The sequence below is a fragment of the Microbacterium aurantiacum genome, assembly GCF_040532595.1.
Lineage (GTDB): Bacteria > Actinomycetota > Actinomycetes > Actinomycetales > Microbacteriaceae > Microbacterium > Microbacterium chocolatum_B.
Genome location: NZ_JBEVYX010000001.1, coordinates 1,470,510 through 1,487,543 on the forward strand (window position 1 = coordinate 1,470,510; position 17,034 = coordinate 1,487,543).

Sequence of the window (17,034 nt, forward strand, 5' to 3'; positions counted from 1 at the left end):
TCCACCGTCGACCGCGCGGTCCGCGAGGTGCATCGGCCGAACGGCCGAAACCGATCGGAGCGCCCTCCTCCTTTCGGCGGAGGACCCGGGACGCCCGCCGTGGTTGCATGGGTGCATGCCGGCGACGACGATCTCGTGGCGGGGCTGGGTCCGAGCACACCGCCCTGTCGTCGATGCGCTCGGGTACGCGGTGATCGCGGTCGTGAGCGCGACCGTCGGGATCACCGGCCTGTGGAGCTCCTACTCTCTTCTTCCTGAGCCCGCGTCCCCGTGGTGGTCGCTGGTGGCGGGTCTCTCCGCCGCGGCCCTCATCCTGCTGCGCGATCGTGCCCCGCTTCTCGGCGTCGCGATGGCCGGTGCCCTGCTCGTCGGCGACGTCCTCACGGTGGGAGGGATCGTGCCCGTCATCGTCACGCTCGATCTGCTGTACGCCGCGGTGGTCACGGCGACCCCCCGCGTGCGCCGCCGCATCCTGTCGGTCATCGTGGTCTTCGTCGTCGCCTCGGCGCTGGCGACGGGGGTCGGTGCCGGTGATCCCCGCGTCGGGATCTTCATGGCCCTGCAGACCACGGGACTTCTCGGCGTCGCGTACTGGTGGGGAACCTCCACGGTGCAGTCACGCGAGCTGGTCGCGCTGCATCGCCAGCGCGCCGAGGATGCCGAACGGCTGGCGGTGCGCGATCGGCGTGCGGCCGTGGAGCGGGAGCGGGAGGCGATGGCGCGGGAGCTGCACGACCTCGTCGCCGGACACGTGTCTGCGGTCGCCATCCGCGCCGAGGCGGCGCTGAGCGATCCGGGCGAGTCCGAGCGGGACACCTCGGCCCTTCGCGCCGTGCGTGATTCGAGCCTGCACGCGCACGCTGCACTCCGCTCGATGATCTCGGTCCTGAGAACCGGCGACGAGGTCCCCGTCGTCAGCGCGGGCACCGCGGCGATCCCCGCGATGGTGCGCGAGGCCGAGCGCTCGGGGGTGACGGTGAACCTCCGCGCCGACATCACAGACCCGCTCCCGCCGGCGGTGGATCACGCCGCGGCGCGCGTCGTCCAGGAGGCGCTCGCGAACTGCGTGCGGCACGCGGCCGGCGGGGAGGCGAGCGTCCGGTTGACCGCGGACGCCCGCGAGGTGGACGTCCGCGTGGAGTCCCGGGGCGGCGAGCCGATCACCGCGCCCGTGCTGCCCGGAAGCGGGTGGGGTCTCGAACTCCTGCGCGAGCGCGTGCGCGCACTCGACGGGACGCTCGAGGCCGGGCCGACGGCATCCGGATGGTCCGTGCACGCCCTCCTGCCCCGGGAGGTGCCGGTGTGACGGTGCCCCGGGTCCTGCTCGCCGATGACCACGGAGCGATCCGTGAGGGTCTGCGGATCATGCTCGAATCGCACGGTGTCGACGTCGTCGGCGAAGCGGCGGACGGTGTCGTCGCGGTGCGGAACGCGCGCGCTCTGCGTCCGGACGTCGTCCTCATGGACCTGCGGATGCCGGGGATGGACGGCGTGGAGGCGACGCGACAGATCGTCGCTGAGGGGTGCGGCGACGTCCTCGTCCTCACGAGCTTCGACGAGCAGGAGCTCGTGGCCGGGGCGCTCACCGCGGGAGCCGTCGGCTTCCTGCTGAAGACCGTCGACGCCGCATCGCTCGTCGCTGCCGTGCACGCGGTGGCGAGCGGCGACGGCGTGCTGGATCCCCGGATCACCCGACGCGCGCTCGGTCTCCTCCCGCGCCCCGCTCCTGACGCAGGCGCGGCACCCTCCGTCCCCGGGCGCCCACCGGCGACCGACGCGGTGGCCGCCGCCGGTCTCACCGACCGCGAGCGAGACGTTCTCGCCAGGCTGGGCGAGGGCCTGTCGAACGCGGAGATCGCCGCGCGTCTCGGGATCTCCCTCACCACGGTCAAGACCCACGTGTCGAATGTGCTCGCGAAACTCGGTGCCCGCAGCCGCGCACACGCCGCGGCGCTCGCGCGCACGCGTCGCTGACGCCCGGAGCGCGTCCGGCGACCCGGCTCGCGTCAGAAGAGCCGGAGGTGTCCCGAGTCCACGCCCTTCATGCCCTCGTAGTCGAGGGTCACGCAGCGGATGCCGCGGTCCGCGGCGAGGACCTTCGCCTGGGGCTTGATCTCCTGGGCGGCGAAGACGCCGGTCACCGGAGACAGGTGCGGGTCGCGGTCGAGGAGTTCGAGGTAGCGCGTGAGCTGCTCGACGCCGTCGATGTCGCCGCGGCGCTTGACCTCGACCGCGATCGTGCCGCCGGCGGGGTCGCGCAGCAGCAGGTCGACCGGACCGATGGCGGTCGGGAACTCCCGGCGCACGAGGGTGAGGCCGTCGCCGATCACCTCGACCTGCTCGGCGAGGAGCCGCTGCAGGTCCGCTTCGACGCCGTCCTTCTGCAGGCCCGGGTCGATGCCGAGCTCGTGGGACGAGTCGTGCAGCACCTCGTAGATGCGCACGAGCAGTGCATCGCCGGTCTTCGCGTGCGTGACGCGCCAGTACTCCTGCACGCCTGCGGCGGCGGAGTCGGCATCCGGCTCCTCGACATCGAGGCGGCAGGGCGGGCTCATCCAGTTGAGCGGCTTGTAAGAGCCGCCGTCGGAGTGCACGAGCAGGCTTCCGTCGCCCTTGTGGACGAGGAGGCGGGTCGCCAGCGGAAGATGAGCGGTGAGGCGCCCGGTGTAGTCGACCGAGCAGCGGGCGATGACAAGACGCACCCGACGAGCCTAGTCGCGCGCGGGCACCTCGTCGCGGTCGCCGCTGCGCTCGCCCGTCCGGTCGGCCGACCCGGGGGAGCGGTGTCCGCCGCCCACGGTGGAGGTGGCCAGGGGCTTCGCGGCGCCGGAGGCGAACCCCGACATCGCGATGAGGGCGACGATGATCCACAGGGTCGGGAGGATGCCGATCTGGTGGCTGATCCAGCCGAGGACCGGGGGGCCGCAGAGGAACGCGAGGTAGCCGATCGTCGCCGCCGCGGACACCGATGCGGCGGCGCGCTTCGGATCGTCGGCGGCCGCCGACATGCCGAGCGGGAACCCAAGCGACGCGCCCGCACCCCAGAGGGCGACACCGACGAGGGCGATCGGCAGCGACGGCGCGAGGATGAAGACCACCAGGCCGACGCCGGCGGTCACGGCGAGGATGCGCAGCGTCCATACGCGGCCGAAGCGGTCGACCAGAGGACCGCCGATGACGCGGAAGACGGTCATCGCGACCGAGAAGACGGTGAGGGCGACGGCGCCGAAGGCCTCGGTCTCGCCGTGGCCGTCGACCATCGCGATGGTCAGCCAGTCATTGGCGCTTCCCTCGGCGAAGGCCATGCCGAGCATGATCACGCCGATGGCGTAGGTGCGCGGGGTCTTCCACACCGCGGCCAGCTCGGCGAAGCGTTCGCGGCGGGTCGGCGCGGGTGCGTCATCGTCGAGCACCTCGTCGCGTTGCGGCACGAAACCGAGAGCGACGAGACCGGCGGCGAGGGCCAGAACACCGGCGAGGCCGAGGTGCCACTGCACCCCGACCTGCCACGCGGCCATGGCGATGCCGGCGCCCGCGCCGGCGACCGTGCCGAAGGAGAAGAAGGCGTGGAAGAGGGGCATCAGGGTGCGGCCGAAGGACTGCTCCACCGCGGCCGCCTCGACGTTCATCATCACGTCGGTCGCGCTCATGCCGAGGCCCACCAGGACGAGCGCCGCGGCGGCGAGCTCGAACGACTGCGCCACCTGGACGGCGAGCCCCACGAGGATCAGGCCCGCCGAGAAGAACGAGATCGTGGCGACCATTCCGCGCCGCGCCCCCCACCGCGCGACGATGACGTTCGCCAGGGACAGACCCACGATCGAGGCCGCGCCCATGACGAGGAGGAGGATGCCGATGCCGAAGTCGTCGGTGTCGAGCGCCTGCTTCACCGCCGGCAGGCGCGACGCCCAGGACGCGAAGCCGAGCCCCACGACGAAGAAGATCGTGAAGATCGCGGTGCGCCAGCGCACGAGCTGGGTGCGGGTGAGGGTCTGATCCACCCGTGCATGGTATCGAATCGATTCGACCGGCCGCTACGCGGTGGGTACGATCGGGGCGTGAACACGCGCCGGGCGACCATCGCCGACGTCGCCCGTGAGGCGGGCGTCTCGCCGTCGACGGCATCCGTCGTCTTCAGCGGCAAGACCCCGGTCTCCGATGCGACCCGGCAGAGGGTGCTCGCGGCCGCCGAGACGCTCGGATACACCGGGCCCGACCCGCGCGCGGCCTCGCTCCGCCGCGGTCGCTCGGGAATCGTCGGGGTGGTGTTCGAGGAATACCTCGGCGCCGCCTTCCTCGACCCGGTGAAGACCCTGATGATGGACGGCCTCGCCGACGGCGTCGCACCCCTCGGCGCGGGACTCCTGCTCCTGCGCGACGACATCGCCGGCTCGGGCGCGTCGCTGACGACGGCGCCCCTCGACGCGGCGGTCCTCATCGGCTGCAGCGGGCACCTCCGCGCGTCCCTGGACGTCGTCCGCGCGCGCGGGATCCCCGTGGTCGTGGTGGAGGGGGATGCCGGCGACGACGTCCCCCGGATCGGTCTGGACAACCGCGAGGCCCAGCGACAGGCGGCCAGCCACGTGTGTGCGCTGGGCCATCGTCGCGTCGCCGTCGTCGCCCTGCCCCTGTGGGCGGGGTGGCAGCGCGGATGGGTGCCGGACGACGCGCGGATCACCGTCGACGTCACCCGGGAACGGCTCGCCGGCGCGCGAGAGGTCTTCCCCGACGCGCGCGTGTGGGCGGCCGCCGGCAGCTTCATCGCAGAGGGGCTCGAAGCCGGCCGCGCGCTCTTCGCCGACCCGGCCGAGCGGCCGACGGCTGTCCTCGCCCAGAGCGACCTGCTCGCCGCGGGTGTGATCCGCGCCGCCGAGGAGGCGGGCCTGCGCGTGCCCGAGGATGTCAGCGTCACCGGGTTCGACGGCATCGCGGTGGACGGCCTCGCGCCGTACGAGCTGACCACCCTCCACCAGCCCGCGGCCGAGAAGGGCCGTGCCGCCGGACGCGCCGTCACCGCGATGATCGAGGGCGGACCGGCGGCATCCATCCGCTTCACGTGCACATTCCGGGAGGGCAATACCACCGGACCCCCGCCGGGGGGACGCGGAACCGCACGGTAGACTGTCCGCTGACGCCGATCGCCCGCGCCGCGCAGCCCCGCCGGCCGACGACCAGAGGAGGCCGTCTCTGCTCGCCCTCCTGCTCGCCTTCGCGATCGTCCCGCTCCTCCTCCCCCTGCTCACGGCCAAGCTCGGCGCGCGCGTCTTCCTCGTCGCCGCCGCGCTGCCCCTCGTCGCCTTCGCCCACGCCGTCTGGCTCGGGCCCGAGGTGCTCTCCGGCGGCGTGCCCTTCTCGTCGTACACCTGGATCGCGCCGCTCGGCATCGAGCTGTCGATGCGCATGGATCTGCTGTCATGGCTGATGACCCTCATCGTCACCGGCGTCGGTGCGCTGGTGATGATCTACTGCCGGTGGTACTTCCGCGGCAAGACCGACGGCCTCGGCCAGTTCTCCGCCGTCCTCCTGGCCTTCGCCGGCGCGATGTACGGGCTCGTCCTCACCGACGACCTCGTGGTTCTGGTGATGTTCTGGGAGATCACGAGCGTCCTGTCGTACCTCCTCATCGGGTACTACAACAACCGCGCCGCCAGCCGCCGTTCCGCTCTCCAGGCCCTCCTGGTGACGACCCTCGGCGGACTGGTGATGCTGATCGGGGTGGTGCTCCTCGTCGTCGAGTCGGGGACGACCTCGATGACGACGATGCTCTCGGATGCCCCGACCGGAATGGTCGTCGACGTCGCCCTCGTGCTCGTGCTCGTCGGCGCACTGAGCAAGTCCGCGATCTTCCCTTTCCACTTCTGGCTGCCGGGCGCCATGGCCGCGCCCACGCCCGTGAGCGCCTATCTCCACGCCGCGGCGATGGTGAAGGCCGGCATCTACCTCATCGCCCGCTTCGCCCCCGTGTTCGCGTTCGCCCCGACGTGGCGTCCGATCGTCATCGGCCTCGGGGTGTTCACGATGCTGCTCGGCGGATTCCAGGCGCTCCGCGAGACCGACCTCAAACGCGTCCTCGCCTTCGGAACGGTCAGCCAGCTGGGCTTCCTCACCGTGATCCTCGGCTTCGGCACCCGCGATGCCGCCCTCGCCGGGCTCGCTCTGCTCCTCAGTCACGCGCTGTTCAAGTCGGCGCTCTTCCTGGTCGTCGGCGTCATCGACCGCCAGCTGTCCACGCGAGATCTGCGCGAGCTCAGCGGGCTCGGTCGACAGGCTCCGGTGCTCGCGACGGTGTCGATCGTCGCGATCTGCTCGATGGTCGGGGTCATCCCGACCCTCGGATTCGTGGGCAAGGAGTCCGCGCTCGCCGCCCTCCTCACCGAGACCGAGAACGGCTCGATCTGGGGTCTGGTCGCCCTGATCGGCGTCCTCCTCGGATCGATCCTCACCGCCGCCTACGGCGCGCGCTTCGTCTGGGGCGCGTTCTGGTCGAAGAAGGATGCCGATGGTGGCATGAAGACGCGAACGGAATGGCCCCGACCCCCGATCGGGTTCGTGGCGTCGCCGCTCGTGCTGGCGGGGCTCACCCTGGTCGCGGGTGTCGCCGCCCCCGCCCTCGATCGCGCCTTCGCCCTGTACGCCGATCTCTCGCCCGTGTCCTCGCCCGGCATCCCGGCGCCCGAGTATGCGGGCTACCTCGCCCTGTGGCACGGTCTCGAGCCGGAGCTCTTCCTGTCACTCGGCACCATCGCCGTCGGTCTCGTGGTGTTCTGGCTCACCGCGCGGCGCGACCTCGCCGCCCGCGTCCTGCCGTTCACCGCCGCCGATGTCTACAACGCCAGCCTCCGCGGCATCGCCCAGCTCTCGGTGTGGACCACGGGCCTCACCCAGCGCGGATCCCTCCCCATCTATGTCGGGACCATCTTCATCGTCCTCGTCGCTGCGGAGGGCACGGCGCTTCTCGCGAGCCCGGTCTGGCAGGCGGAGCTCGTGGCGTACCAGACGCCCATGCAGCTGGTCGTCGCCCCGATCATGATCGCCGCCGGCCTCGTCGCGGTGCGGGCGCGCAAGCGCTACACCGGCGTCGTCCTGGTCTCGGTGACCGGCCTCGGCATGGTGGTGATCTTCGCCACGAGCGGCGCGCCCGACCTGGCCCTCACCCAGATCCTCGTCGAGACGGTCACGCTCATCGCCTTCGCCCTGGTCCTGCGCCGCATCCCCTCGCGGATGGGTGACCACAACGCCTCCGTCGCCCCGATCACCCGGGCGGTGATCGGGGGCGCGGTCGGCGTGACGATGGGTCTCATCGCCCTCGTCGCCACCGGTGCGCGCTTCCACACGCCGGTGTCGGAGAACTATCCCGACCTCGCCTACGAGCTCGGGCACGGCAGCAACGTCGTCAATGTGACGCTCGTCGACATCCGCGGGTGGGACACGATGGGCGAACTGTCTGTCCTCGTCCTCGCGGCCACCGGCGTCGCCTCCCTCGTCTTCGTCACCCACCGCTCGGACACGCTCTCCCGTGCGATCGCGCCGCTCCCGGCGGCGTCGGGACGCGGGCGTCGGCCGCTCGTCGAGACCTCCGAGGGCGTGCAGCCGCGCGAGACGGGATCCACCCGGGGACGAACGGCATGGCTCGTCGGTGGTCAGAAGGTCCGCCCCGAGGAGCGCTCGTTCATCCTGGAGGTGATCGTGCGGATTCTCTTCCACTCGATCATCATCGTCTCCCTCTACCTGCTCTTCGCCGGCCACAACCTCCCGGGCGGCGGGTTCGCCGGCGGTCTCGTCGCGGGCATGGCCCTCGTCATGCGCTATGTCGCCGGCGGGCGCTACGAACTGGGCGCGGCCGCGCCGACGGATGCCGGCCGCCTCCTCGGGGTCGGCATGACGATCGCGGTCGCCTGCGCGATCGTGCCCCTCTTCTTCGGCGTCGCTCCGCTCACCAGCACCTGGTGGGAGGCGGAGATCCCCGTCTTCGGCCACGTGGAGTTCGTCACCTCGACGCTCTTCGACGTCGGCGTCTACCTCGTGGTCATCGGACTGGTCCTGGACGTCCTGCGGAGCCTCGGCGCCGAGGTCGACCGACAGGGCAAGCAGGCCCGACTGGGGGTGAACGCCTGATGGACGCCTCCCTCATCCTCATCATCATCATGGCCGTGCTGTTCGCGTGCGGGGTCTACGCGATGCTCGAGCGGAGCCTCACGCGGGTGCTCATCGGGTTCCTCCTCCTCGGCAACGCCGCGAACCTGCTCATGATCATCGCCATGGGCAATCCGGGAATCGCGCCGTTCTACGGTGCCGGTGAGCGAGACGAGATGTCCGACCCCCTGCCCCAGGCGCTGACGCTCACCGCCATCGTCATCACCTTCGCGATCTCGGCCTTCCTCCTCGCCCTCATCTACCGGTCGTGGCAGCTGGGTCAGGCGGACGACGTCTCGGACGACGAGGCCGACATCGCGGTGCGCGAGCGCACCGGAGACCCCGGTGAGACGATGGACGACGAGACCGAGATCGAAGACGCCGACGCGGAGGACACGACCGACTTCGTCGGACTCGCCTCGACGCCGATCACGGTGCTCGGCAACCGCGACCTCGCAGGCCTCTCCGACGACGCCGGTGTCGATCGCCCCGCCCCCCTCCGCGGCGACCGCCGCGCCGCGAGCGAGGACGACGACGCATGACCGAGATCGCCCCCGCCCTCGCGCCCCTGCTGGTGACGCTGCCCCTTCTCGGGGCGGCGATCGCCCTCATCGCCGGTCGTCATCGCCGCACCCAGGTCGTCGTCTCGGTCGTGACGCTGACGGTCGTCTGCGTGATCGCCGCCATCCTCCTGGCCGTCGTCGACGGGGGTGATCAGGCGATCGCGGTCTCGGTCGGCGGCTGGCCGATCCCGGTGGGCATCGTCATCTACGTCGACCGGCTCGCGGCGCTCCTGGTCATGGTCTCCAGCGTCGTGCTGCTGGCGGTCCTCCTCTTCTCGGTCGGTCAGGGCGCGGCCGACGGCGACGACGAGACGCCGGTGACGATCTTCCATCCGACGTACCTGATCCTCTCGGCGGGGATCTTCACCGCGTTCATCGCGGGGGACCTCTTCAACCTCTACGTCGGATTCGAGATCCTCCTCGTCGCCTCGTACGTCCTCATCACCCTCGGGGGCACCGAGTCCCGCATCCGCACCGGCGTGGTCTACATCGTCGTCTCGCTGGTGTCGTCGATCCTCTTCCTCGCCGCGATCGCGATGATCTACGCGGCCCTCGGGACGGTCAACATCGTCCAGATCTCCGAGCGGATGCCGGAGCTCCCGCAGGAGACGCAGCTCGTCCTGCACCTGCTCCTGCTGCTCGCCTTCGCGATCAAGGCCGCCGTCTTCCCGCTGTCGTTCTGGCTCCCGGATTCCTATCCGACCGCTCCCGCACCCGTGACGGCGGTGTTCGCGGGACTCCTCACCAAGGTCGGCGTCTACGCGATCATCCGCACCGAGACCGAGATGTTCCTCGACAACGATGTGAACACGCTCCTGCTGTGGGTGGCGATGGCGACGATGATCGTCGGCGTGCTCGGTGCCGTCGCTCAGGCGGAGCTCAAACGCATCCTGTCGTTCACCCTCGTCAGCCACATCGGCTACATGATCTTCGGGCTCGCGATCGCGACGCCGGCGGCGATCGGCGCGACCATCTACTACATGGTCCACCACATCGTCGTGCAGACGACGCTGTTCCTCGCGGTGGGACTGGTCGAACGCCGCGCGGGCAGCACGTCGATCCTCAAGGTGAAGGGCCTGATGAAGGCTGCCCCCCTCATCGCGGTGCTGTACTTCATCCCGGCGGTGAACCTGGGAGGTCTCCCGCCCTTCTCGGGCTTCATCGGAAAGTACGCGATCTTCGATGCGGCGGCGGAGGTCGGCAGCCCGCTGATGATCACCCTCATCGTCGCCGGCATCGTCACGAGCCTGCTGACGCTCTACGCGCTCATGCGCGCGTGGAACCTCGCGTTCTGGCGCGAGGGCGAGGATTCGGTCGAGACCGACGCGCGCATCGAGTACCTGGGCGAGGCGCCGGCCGCCGGCATCCAGACCGAGCGCCGGGTGATCCCCCGGATCATGACCGCCTCCACCGCCGGCATGGTGGCCCTCACTGTGGCGCTGACGGTGTTCGCCGGTCCGCTGTACGACGTCTGCACCCGGATCGGGGCCGCGCTCCTGGAGCCGGTCACCCTCGTGCAGCTGGAGGAGCAGCACCAGATCTCCACCGGCGGCGACGACAAGAGCATCGACGTCGAAGAGGAGGTGACTCCGTGACCGCTCCCGCCTCCCTCCCCGACGGACGCGTCCGTCGCATCTTCACGATCCTGTGGCGCCAGCTGCCGTTCTTCGTCTGGCTCATCGCGCTGTGGATGCTGCTGTGGGGGCAGTTCACCTGGACGGCGTTCGTCACCGGCCTCGTCGCGGCGATCGTCGTCACGCGGATCTTCCGCCTCCCTCCGGTCGAGCTGTCGGGCCGCGTGAACATCTGGTTCGGCCTCGTCTTCGTCGTCACCTTCTTCCTCGCCCTCATCCGTGGGTCGCTCCTGGTCGCGTGGCAGGTGATCGACCCGCGCCGGCAGCCGCCGACCGGCATCATCGCGGTGCCGCTGCGCACGGACGATGACCTGATCATGACGCACACCGCCGTGACGGCATCCCTCATCCCCGGGTCGCTGCTGGTCGAGGTCGATCGTCCGCGACGGATCCTCTACCTCCACGCGCTCGGCGTGGCCACCCCGGAGGATGCCGCCCACCAGCGGCGCGCGGTGCAGGGGTGGGAGGCGCGCATCGTCCGGGCGGTCGGATCGCGTGCGCAGCTCGAGACCATCCGGAAGGCCGCGGTGGACACGCCGCGCCAGGGAGGGGCGTCACTGTGAGCATCCTCATGATCGCGATCTACGCCGTCTTCGGCATCGCGGCGCTGCTCATCCTGTGGCGCGTCATCGTCGGCCCGTCGATCCTCGACCGCGCGGTCGCCTCGGACGTGCTGCTGACGCTCGTGCTCTGCGTCATCGGTGCCGACATGGCGATCAACCACCACACGCGCTCTCTTCCGGTGATGCTCATCATCGCCGCGGTCGGCGTGTTCGGGTCGATCGCGATCGCCCGCTTCGTCGCACGGAAGGACAACACAGACCAATGAGTCCCGCCGAATCCGTGAACGCCCTCGACGTCGTCGCGCTCGTCCTCATCCTCATCGGCGCGTTGCTGTGCCTCACCGCGGCGATCGGACTGCTCCGGTTCCGTGATGTGCCGACGCGCCTGCACGCCGCGACGAAGCCGCAGGTGCTGGGCTTCATCCTGATCTGCCTCGCCATCGCGCTCGCGCTCGAGTCCTGGCCGGTGGTCGCCTTCCTCGTCCCGGTGGTCCTCGTCCAGCTCGCCACGGCGCCGCTGTCGGCCCACATCGTCGGTCGTCAGGCCTATCGCAACGGCACCATCGACCGGCAGTCGCTGTCGATGGACGAGCTCGCCGAGTCCAAGGGCACACCCCCCGCCGCGGGCGGCTGAGCGGGCTCGCGTCGGCCGTGGCAGCCGCTGCTCAGGGCGCGAGGTCGATCGGCGCGCGGCGTCCGAAGGTGTTCCGCAGCGCCGACTGCGCCGCGTACCACCCGGAGAGTCCGTGCACACCGGGACCGGGCACGGTCGAGGAGCCGCACAGATAGAACCCGTCGAGGGCGGTCCGCCACGGGTCACGTGAGAGCACGGGGCGCGCGATTAGCTGCCACAGGGTCGCGGCTCCCGCACTGATGTCGCCGCCGACGTAGTTCGGGTTCTGCTCGCTCAGGTCGACGGCCGTGGCGCTCCGGTGCGCGACGATGAGATCGCGGAAGCCGGGCGCGACGCGTTCGATCGTCCGGGTGATGGCCTCGGTCTGGTCGACGTCGGATCCCGCCGGGACGTGGGTGTAGGCCCAGAGCACATGGTGATCGCCCGGGGCGCGGGAGTCGTCGAGCACCGACGGCTGCGAGACGAGGACGTAGGGGTCCGCCGCGTGGCGGCCGCGGGCGACCTGGTTCTCGGCCCACGCCATGTCGGCGCGCGTGCCGCCGAGGTGCACCGTCCCCGCCTTCCGCACCCGTTCGTCGGCCCAGGGGACCGGCCCGGAGAGGGCGAAGTCGACCTTCGCCGCCGCATTCCCGTGTCGGAAACGCGAGAGGGCGCGCCGGTAGCGGGCGGGCACGCGGTCCCCGGCGAGGGCGAGGAACGCGCGGGGGGTGATGTCCATCACCGTCGCCCGCGCCGGCGGCAGATCGCTCAGGTGCCGGACGTCATGTCCGGTGACGACCTCGCCGCCGTGGGCGCGGATGTCGGCCACGAGGGCGTCGGCGATCGCCTGGCTCCCGCCGCGCGGGATCGGCCAGCCGCCCGCGTGCGCGTGCGCCTGGAGGGCGAGACCGGCGCCCGCTGCCACGAGGCTCGGCTGCCGCGCGATCGCGTGCGCCGAGACGCCGGTGATCATCGCGGGGGCCTGTTCCTCGCGGAAGCGCGCGTTCCACACCGGCGTCCCCTGCTCCAGGACGCGCGCGGCGAAGATCGCGGCGGCGATCGGATCGTCGGGGATGCCGAGGAGGTTCGATCCGGTGAAGCGGGCGACCGCGAGGGCGCGGTCGGCGAGGGGCCCGATCATCCGCCGGTACGCCGGCCCGTCGACGCCGAGCTCGTGGGCGGTCCGTGCGAGGTCGACGTACGCGACCCCCGCCGGTCGCCCCGGAAGCGGGTGGGCGAACGACACCTCGGGGGTGAGGAGCTCGAGGCGTTCGGCGAGACCGAAGGCCCGGAAGAACGGCGACGCGACCGCGAGAGGATGCACCGCCGAGCAGACGTCGTGATGGTATCCGGGGAGGGTCAGCTCCGCGGTCCGGGTGCCGCCGCCCGGTGCGTCGGAGCGCTCGAAGACCTGGACCCCCAGGCCCGCGCGGGCGAGCGTCGCGGCGGCGGCCAGACCGTTGGGTCCGGAGCCGACCACCACCACGTCGGGAGAGGTCACTCCCGCTTCTCCGGGGGATCGACCTGCTCCGGGTGCTCCGCGGCCTCGTGCGCGTCATCCGCCTCGGCGACGTCCTCGCGCGCCTCACGATCGGCCTGCGGGCCGGGCTCCTCCTCGGGGACGTCGTCGCGGATCACGCGGTCGTTCTCGAGCCGGGCCTGCGCCCGCCCCTCGGCGAGGAAGGCCAGGCGGCGCAGGGTCTCGGTGTTGCGGATGCGCATGATCGGGGCCCAGAGGAACCGGGGGATCCGGGCGGCGAGGCCCGCGACCGGCTCCTCGCCCATCCGGACGATGCAGTGATCGCCGCGCGGGCGGACGTCGATGACGACGACGGCGCGGCCGAAGGGGCCGATCCGTGCGCGCAGCCGCAGCCGGCGCGGCGGGTCCCACTCGACGACCTCGGTGCGGTCGTCGATGAGGACCGGCCAGATGCCGAGCGAGTGGTGGATCTCGGCTCCGGCCTGCGGCCAGTCGCCGGTGACGTCGCGCATGCGCGCCGCACCGACCACCCACACCGGGTACAGCCAGCCGTCCGAGAACACCGCGAACACGTCATCCGGCGTGCTGCGGACGATGCGGGCGTTCCCGGTGGCCACGGGAGCCGCCTCAGTCGGTTCCGGAATCGAAGGCCGCGGCCTCGCTGGCGGCATCGACCGCGTCGGCGAGCTCCTCGCCGCGCGCGTCGGTCGGCGTGGCCGATCCGGTGATCTCCTCGGCGCCGCCGGCACTCAGGGTGCCCACCAGCTCGCCGGTCGCCCCGCCGATGATCCCGGCGGCGGCGTAGTGCTCGAGGCGGGCGCGGGAATCGGCGATGTCGAGGTTCCGCATCGTCAGCTGGCCGATGCGGTCGATCGGGCCGAACGCGGCATCCCCCACCCGCTCCATCGAGAGCTTCTCCGGCGCGTACGAGAGGTTCGGCGAGACGGTGTCGAGGATCGTCCAGTCGTCGCCGCGGCGGAGGCGCAGGGTGACCGTGCCGTTGATCGTGGACCCGACCCACTTCTGGATCGACTCGCGCAGCATGAGGGACTGCGGCTCGAGCCAGCGACCCTCGTACATGAGGCGACCGAGTCGGCGTCCCTGCTCGTGGTAGGTCGCGAGCGTGTCCTCGTTCAGGATGCCGTTGACCAGGCGCTCGTAGGCGATGAAGAGCAGCGCCATTCCCGGGGCCTCGTAGATGCCGCGGGACTTCGCTTCGATGATGCGGTTCTCGATCTGGTCGCTCATGCCCAGGCCGTGGCGCCCGCCGATGCGGTTGGCCTCGAAGACCAGCTCGACCGGGTCGGCGTACTCGACGCCGTTCAGGGCGACCGGGCGGCCGGCGTCGAAGGTGACGGAGACGTCCTCGGCCTCGATGGCGACGGCCGGATCCCAGAAGCGGACGCCCATGATGGGCTCGACGATCTCGAGCGAGACGTCGAGGTGCTCGAGCGTCTTGGCCTCGTGCGTCGCGCCCCAGATGTTCGCATCGGTCGAGTACGCCTTCTCCGCCGAGTCGCGGTAGGGGAAGCCGTGCTCGACGAGCCACTCGCTCATCTCCTGGCGCCCGCCGAGCTCGGTGACGAAATCGGCGTCCAGCCAGGGCTTGTAGATGCGCAGGGCGGGGTTGGCGAGAAGTCCGTAGCGGTAGAACCGCTCGATGTCGTTGCCCTTGTAGGTCGAGCCGTCGCCCCAGATGTCGACCCCGTCCTCCTTCATCGCGCGGACGAGGAGCGTGCCGGTCACGGCGCGGCCGAGGGGGGTGGTGTTGAAGTAGGTCTTGCCGCCGGAGCGGATGTGGAAGGCGCCGCAGGCGAGGGCGCCGAAGCCTTCCTCGACGAGCGCGCGCTTGCAGTCCACCAGGCGCGAGACCTCGGCGCCGTACTCGAGCGCGCGGCCGGGGATCGCGGCGATGTCCTCCTCGTCGGGCTGGCCGAGGTCTCCGGTGTACGTGCAGGGCACGGCGCCCTTGTCGCGCATCCACGCCACGGCGACCGAGGTATCGAGCCCCCCGGAGAAGGCGATGCCGACGCGCTCGCCGACGGGCAGGGACTGAAGGACCTTCGACATGCCCTCCAGCTTAGTGAGCGGCATCCGTCTCCCTATCACGAGGAAATCACCCTCCGCGGGGGTTTGCCGAAGCGGGCATTGTGAACGAGAGTGTGACGATGGCACTTCACGTCAACGCCGACAACTTCGTGCGCGCCGAAACGGACCGCATGTTCGCCGACATCCAGGCGGATGCGGGCGGGATCGGCGTCTTCCGCCACAACCGCGAACCCGCATCGATCGACGCGCAGACGGTCATCCGTCTCAACCGCGACACCCTCTACAGCTTCGCGATCGCCGATCTCGCCGCCGGCGCGACGCTGACGGTGCCGGATGCCGGCGCCCGCTACGTCTCGGTGATGATCGTGGACAACGACCACTACATCCGCGCGGTCCTGCACGAGCCGGGGGAGTACGACCTCGCGGAGCTGGCACCGCAGTCCCGCTACGTGCTCGTGGCCGTGCGGACCCTGGTCGACCCCGCGTCGCCGGCGGACGTCGAGGCGGTCGCGGCCGTCCAGGACGGGTTCGTGCTCGACAACGACGGCGCGGAGACCTTCGCGCCGCCGGAGTACGACACGGCGTCGCTGGACGCCACGCGCACCGCGCTGCTGAGTCTCGCCAGCGGCCTGCGCGCGTTCGAGCGGACCTTCGGCGGGCCCGACGAGGTCGATCCCGTCCGGCATCTCATCGGCACGGCGGCCGGGTGGGGCGGTCTGCCCCTCACCGAGGCGTCGTACGTGGGCGTCGCGCCGAACCTCTCGGTCGGGCACTACGAGCTGACGATGCGGGATGTGCCCGTCGACGCGTTCTGGTCGGTCTCGGTCTACAACGCCCGCGGCTACTTCGAGCCGAACGGCGACGACCGCTACAGCGTCAACAGCATCACCGGTGTCGCTGACGAGGACGGTGCGATCACGGTGCGCTTCACCCCTCCGGGCGAGGCCACCGGGCCGAACGACATCCCCCTGCCCGAGGGCTGGAACTACCTGCTTCGGCTGTACCGGCCCCGCGCCGAGTTTCTCGAGGGGCGGTGGGAGGTGCCCGACCTCGTGCGCCTGGATGCCGCGGTCGTCGCCGATGCCCCCGTGGAGGCGGAGGAGCATGTGCCGGAGGAGCACGACGAGGCCGAGGAGCACGACGGGCCGGACGCCGCCGAGGTTGAGGTCTCCGACGATCCCGAGGGTCAGCCGGAGGCGACTGATCAGGCCGACGAGGACCCCGAGGACGACGCCGAGGAGCCGGAGGCTCCCGCCGAGCGCTGAGCCCGGCGACGTCCGACGACGACCACCGCGGCGCCGACGAGGACGATCCCCACCGCGATCCCGACCACGTAGACGGCCACGCCCGCGTAGCCCGGCGGCTGGAGGGCAGGGTTGTTCGGGTTCAGGAACGGGTAGGGATACCAGAACGGATCGCCCGTGACGGGGTTGGTCACGAGCGTCCCCCGCACCATCGTGTAGACCACCCAGACGATCGGGAAGGCCACGATCGCCCACAGCACCCGCCACTCCAGCGCTCGGCGGCGCGGCCCGAGGAAGAGATCGAGGGCGAGGAACAGCGGCGCGACGACGTGGAGGACCTCGTTCGACCAGGGCACCGTGGTGCCAGGAGCGAGCTCGATTCCGCGCAGGAGCAGGTTGTAGACGACGCCGGTGATCACCATGTACGTCGTCACCGAGGCCAGCGCGACGGCCAGTCCCGTGCCGTCGGTCACGTGCGGGCGACGCAGTCCGAGCACACCGGCCACGGCGAGGACGACGGCGGCGGAGATGTTGGAGAGGATCGTGAAGAAGCTCAGGAAGTTCGCGATCGTCGTGCCGACGTCGCGGCCGGCCTCCGCGGCGATCCCGACGGACCGCGCGAGCTGGCTGACCACGGCGGCGATGACCACGGCGGCCATGAGAAGGCGCAGGATCTGCCAGATCCGAGCGCGCGTGCGAGCGTGCATAGGGGTGACTGTAGCGGCCCACGGCGCCCGATAGACTGAGGTCTAACC

Annotated in this window: 16 protein-coding genes; 10 read left to right on the plus strand and 6 right to left on the minus strand. The window is 71.1% G+C overall.

Going from position 1 to position 17,034, the window contains the following annotated elements:
* Positions 1-115 precede the first annotated feature (115 nt).
* Positions 116-1,306: a sensor histidine kinase gene (locus ABXJ56_RS06995; protein ID WP_353998976.1), complete on the plus strand. Its 1,191-nt coding sequence runs from the start codon at positions 116-118 to the stop codon at positions 1,304-1,306.
* Positions 1,303-1,974 carry a response regulator transcription factor gene (locus ABXJ56_RS07000; protein ID WP_353998977.1) on the plus strand — a complete coding sequence of 224 codons (672 nt, stop codon included), beginning with the start codon at positions 1,303-1,305 and terminating at the stop codon, positions 1,972-1,974. Before ABXJ56_RS06995 ends, ABXJ56_RS07000 begins: the two co-directional genes overlap by 4 nt.
* 32 nt (positions 1,975-2,006) lie before the next feature.
* On the opposite strand, the gene nucS is transcribed toward ABXJ56_RS07000, so the two are convergent.
* A complete protein-coding gene (nucS, locus tag ABXJ56_RS07005) occupies positions 2,007-2,702 on the minus strand; it encodes an endonuclease NucS (RefSeq protein ID WP_301134341.1) in 696 nt (231 codons plus the stop codon).
* A gap of 9 nt (positions 2,703-2,711) precedes the next feature.
* Entirely contained in the window at positions 2,712-4,001 is a 1,290-nt protein-coding gene (locus ABXJ56_RS07010) for an MFS transporter (RefSeq protein WP_353998978.1), read from the minus strand.
* A 57-nt stretch (positions 4,002-4,058) separates the two neighbouring features.
* Here ABXJ56_RS07010 and ABXJ56_RS07015 point away from each other — a divergent pair, with 57 nt between their 5' ends.
* The 7 genes from ABXJ56_RS07015 (at position 4,059) to mnhG (ending at position 11,527) form a co-directional block, all read left to right on the plus strand.
* Positions 4,059-5,120, plus strand: coding sequence for a LacI family DNA-binding transcriptional regulator (locus tag ABXJ56_RS07015; protein WP_353998979.1), 1,062 nt, complete (start codon positions 4,059-4,061; stop codon positions 5,118-5,120).
* A gap of 67 nt (positions 5,121-5,187) precedes the next feature.
* Complete coding sequence (locus ABXJ56_RS07020; protein WP_353999983.1) at positions 5,188-8,115, plus strand: Na+/H+ antiporter subunit A; 2,928 nt, start codon at positions 5,188-5,190, stop codon at positions 8,113-8,115.
* On the plus strand, positions 8,115-8,675 hold the full coding sequence (locus tag ABXJ56_RS07025; RefSeq protein WP_353998980.1) for a Na(+)/H(+) antiporter subunit C: 561 nt from the start codon (positions 8,115-8,117) through the stop codon (positions 8,673-8,675). The genes ABXJ56_RS07020 and ABXJ56_RS07025 overlap by 1 nt, the downstream gene beginning before the upstream one ends.
* Positions 8,672-10,291, plus strand: coding sequence for a Na+/H+ antiporter subunit D (locus tag ABXJ56_RS07030; RefSeq protein ID WP_353998981.1), 1,620 nt, complete (start codon positions 8,672-8,674; stop codon positions 10,289-10,291). The genes ABXJ56_RS07025 and ABXJ56_RS07030 overlap by 4 nt, the downstream gene beginning before the upstream one ends.
* On the plus strand, positions 10,288-10,893 hold the full coding sequence (locus ABXJ56_RS07035) for a Na+/H+ antiporter subunit E (protein ID WP_353998982.1): 606 nt from the start codon (positions 10,288-10,290) through the stop codon (positions 10,891-10,893). Before ABXJ56_RS07030 ends, ABXJ56_RS07035 begins: the two co-directional genes overlap by 4 nt.
* A gap of 8 nt (positions 10,894-10,901) precedes the next feature.
* Complete coding sequence (locus tag ABXJ56_RS07040) at positions 10,902-11,159, plus strand: monovalent cation/H+ antiporter complex subunit F (RefSeq protein ID WP_435404988.1); 258 nt, start codon at positions 10,902-10,904, stop codon at positions 11,157-11,159.
* Positions 11,156-11,527, plus strand: coding sequence for a monovalent cation/H(+) antiporter subunit G (gene mnhG, locus ABXJ56_RS07045; protein ID WP_353998984.1), 372 nt, complete (start codon positions 11,156-11,158; stop codon positions 11,525-11,527). Before ABXJ56_RS07040 ends, mnhG begins: the two co-directional genes overlap by 4 nt.
* Before the next feature lie 31 nt (positions 11,528-11,558).
* Here mnhG and ABXJ56_RS07050 read toward each other — a convergent pair whose 3' ends face one another.
* The 3 genes from ABXJ56_RS07050 to argG are packed head-to-tail and all read right to left on the minus strand — an operon-like array spanning position 11,559 to position 15,056.
* On the minus strand, positions 11,559-13,007 hold the full coding sequence (locus tag ABXJ56_RS07050) for a phytoene desaturase family protein (protein WP_353998985.1): 1,449 nt from the start codon (positions 13,005-13,007) through the stop codon (positions 11,559-11,561).
* Positions 13,004-13,603: an SRPBCC family protein gene (locus ABXJ56_RS07055; protein WP_236966912.1), complete on the minus strand. Its 600-nt coding sequence runs from the start codon at positions 13,601-13,603 to the stop codon at positions 13,004-13,006. Before ABXJ56_RS07055 ends, ABXJ56_RS07050 begins: the two co-directional genes overlap by 4 nt.
* 10 nt (positions 13,604-13,613) lie before the next feature.
* A complete protein-coding gene (gene argG / locus ABXJ56_RS07060) occupies positions 13,614-15,056 on the minus strand; it encodes an argininosuccinate synthase (protein WP_353998986.1) in 1,443 nt (480 codons plus the stop codon).
* Positions 15,057-15,154: 98 nt separating this feature from the next.
* Here argG and ABXJ56_RS07065 point away from each other — a divergent pair, with 98 nt between their 5' ends.
* Positions 15,155-16,300: a DUF1254 domain-containing protein gene (locus tag ABXJ56_RS07065; protein WP_353998987.1), complete on the plus strand. Its 1,146-nt coding sequence runs from the start codon at positions 15,155-15,157 to the stop codon at positions 16,298-16,300.
* Here the strand turns inward: ABXJ56_RS07065 and ABXJ56_RS07070 are convergent.
* Positions 16,240-16,986: a Pr6Pr family membrane protein gene (locus tag ABXJ56_RS07070; protein WP_353998988.1), complete on the minus strand. Its 747-nt coding sequence runs from the start codon at positions 16,984-16,986 to the stop codon at positions 16,240-16,242. The genes ABXJ56_RS07065 and ABXJ56_RS07070 overlap by 61 nt on opposite strands.
* Positions 16,987-17,034: the final 48 nt, after the last annotated feature.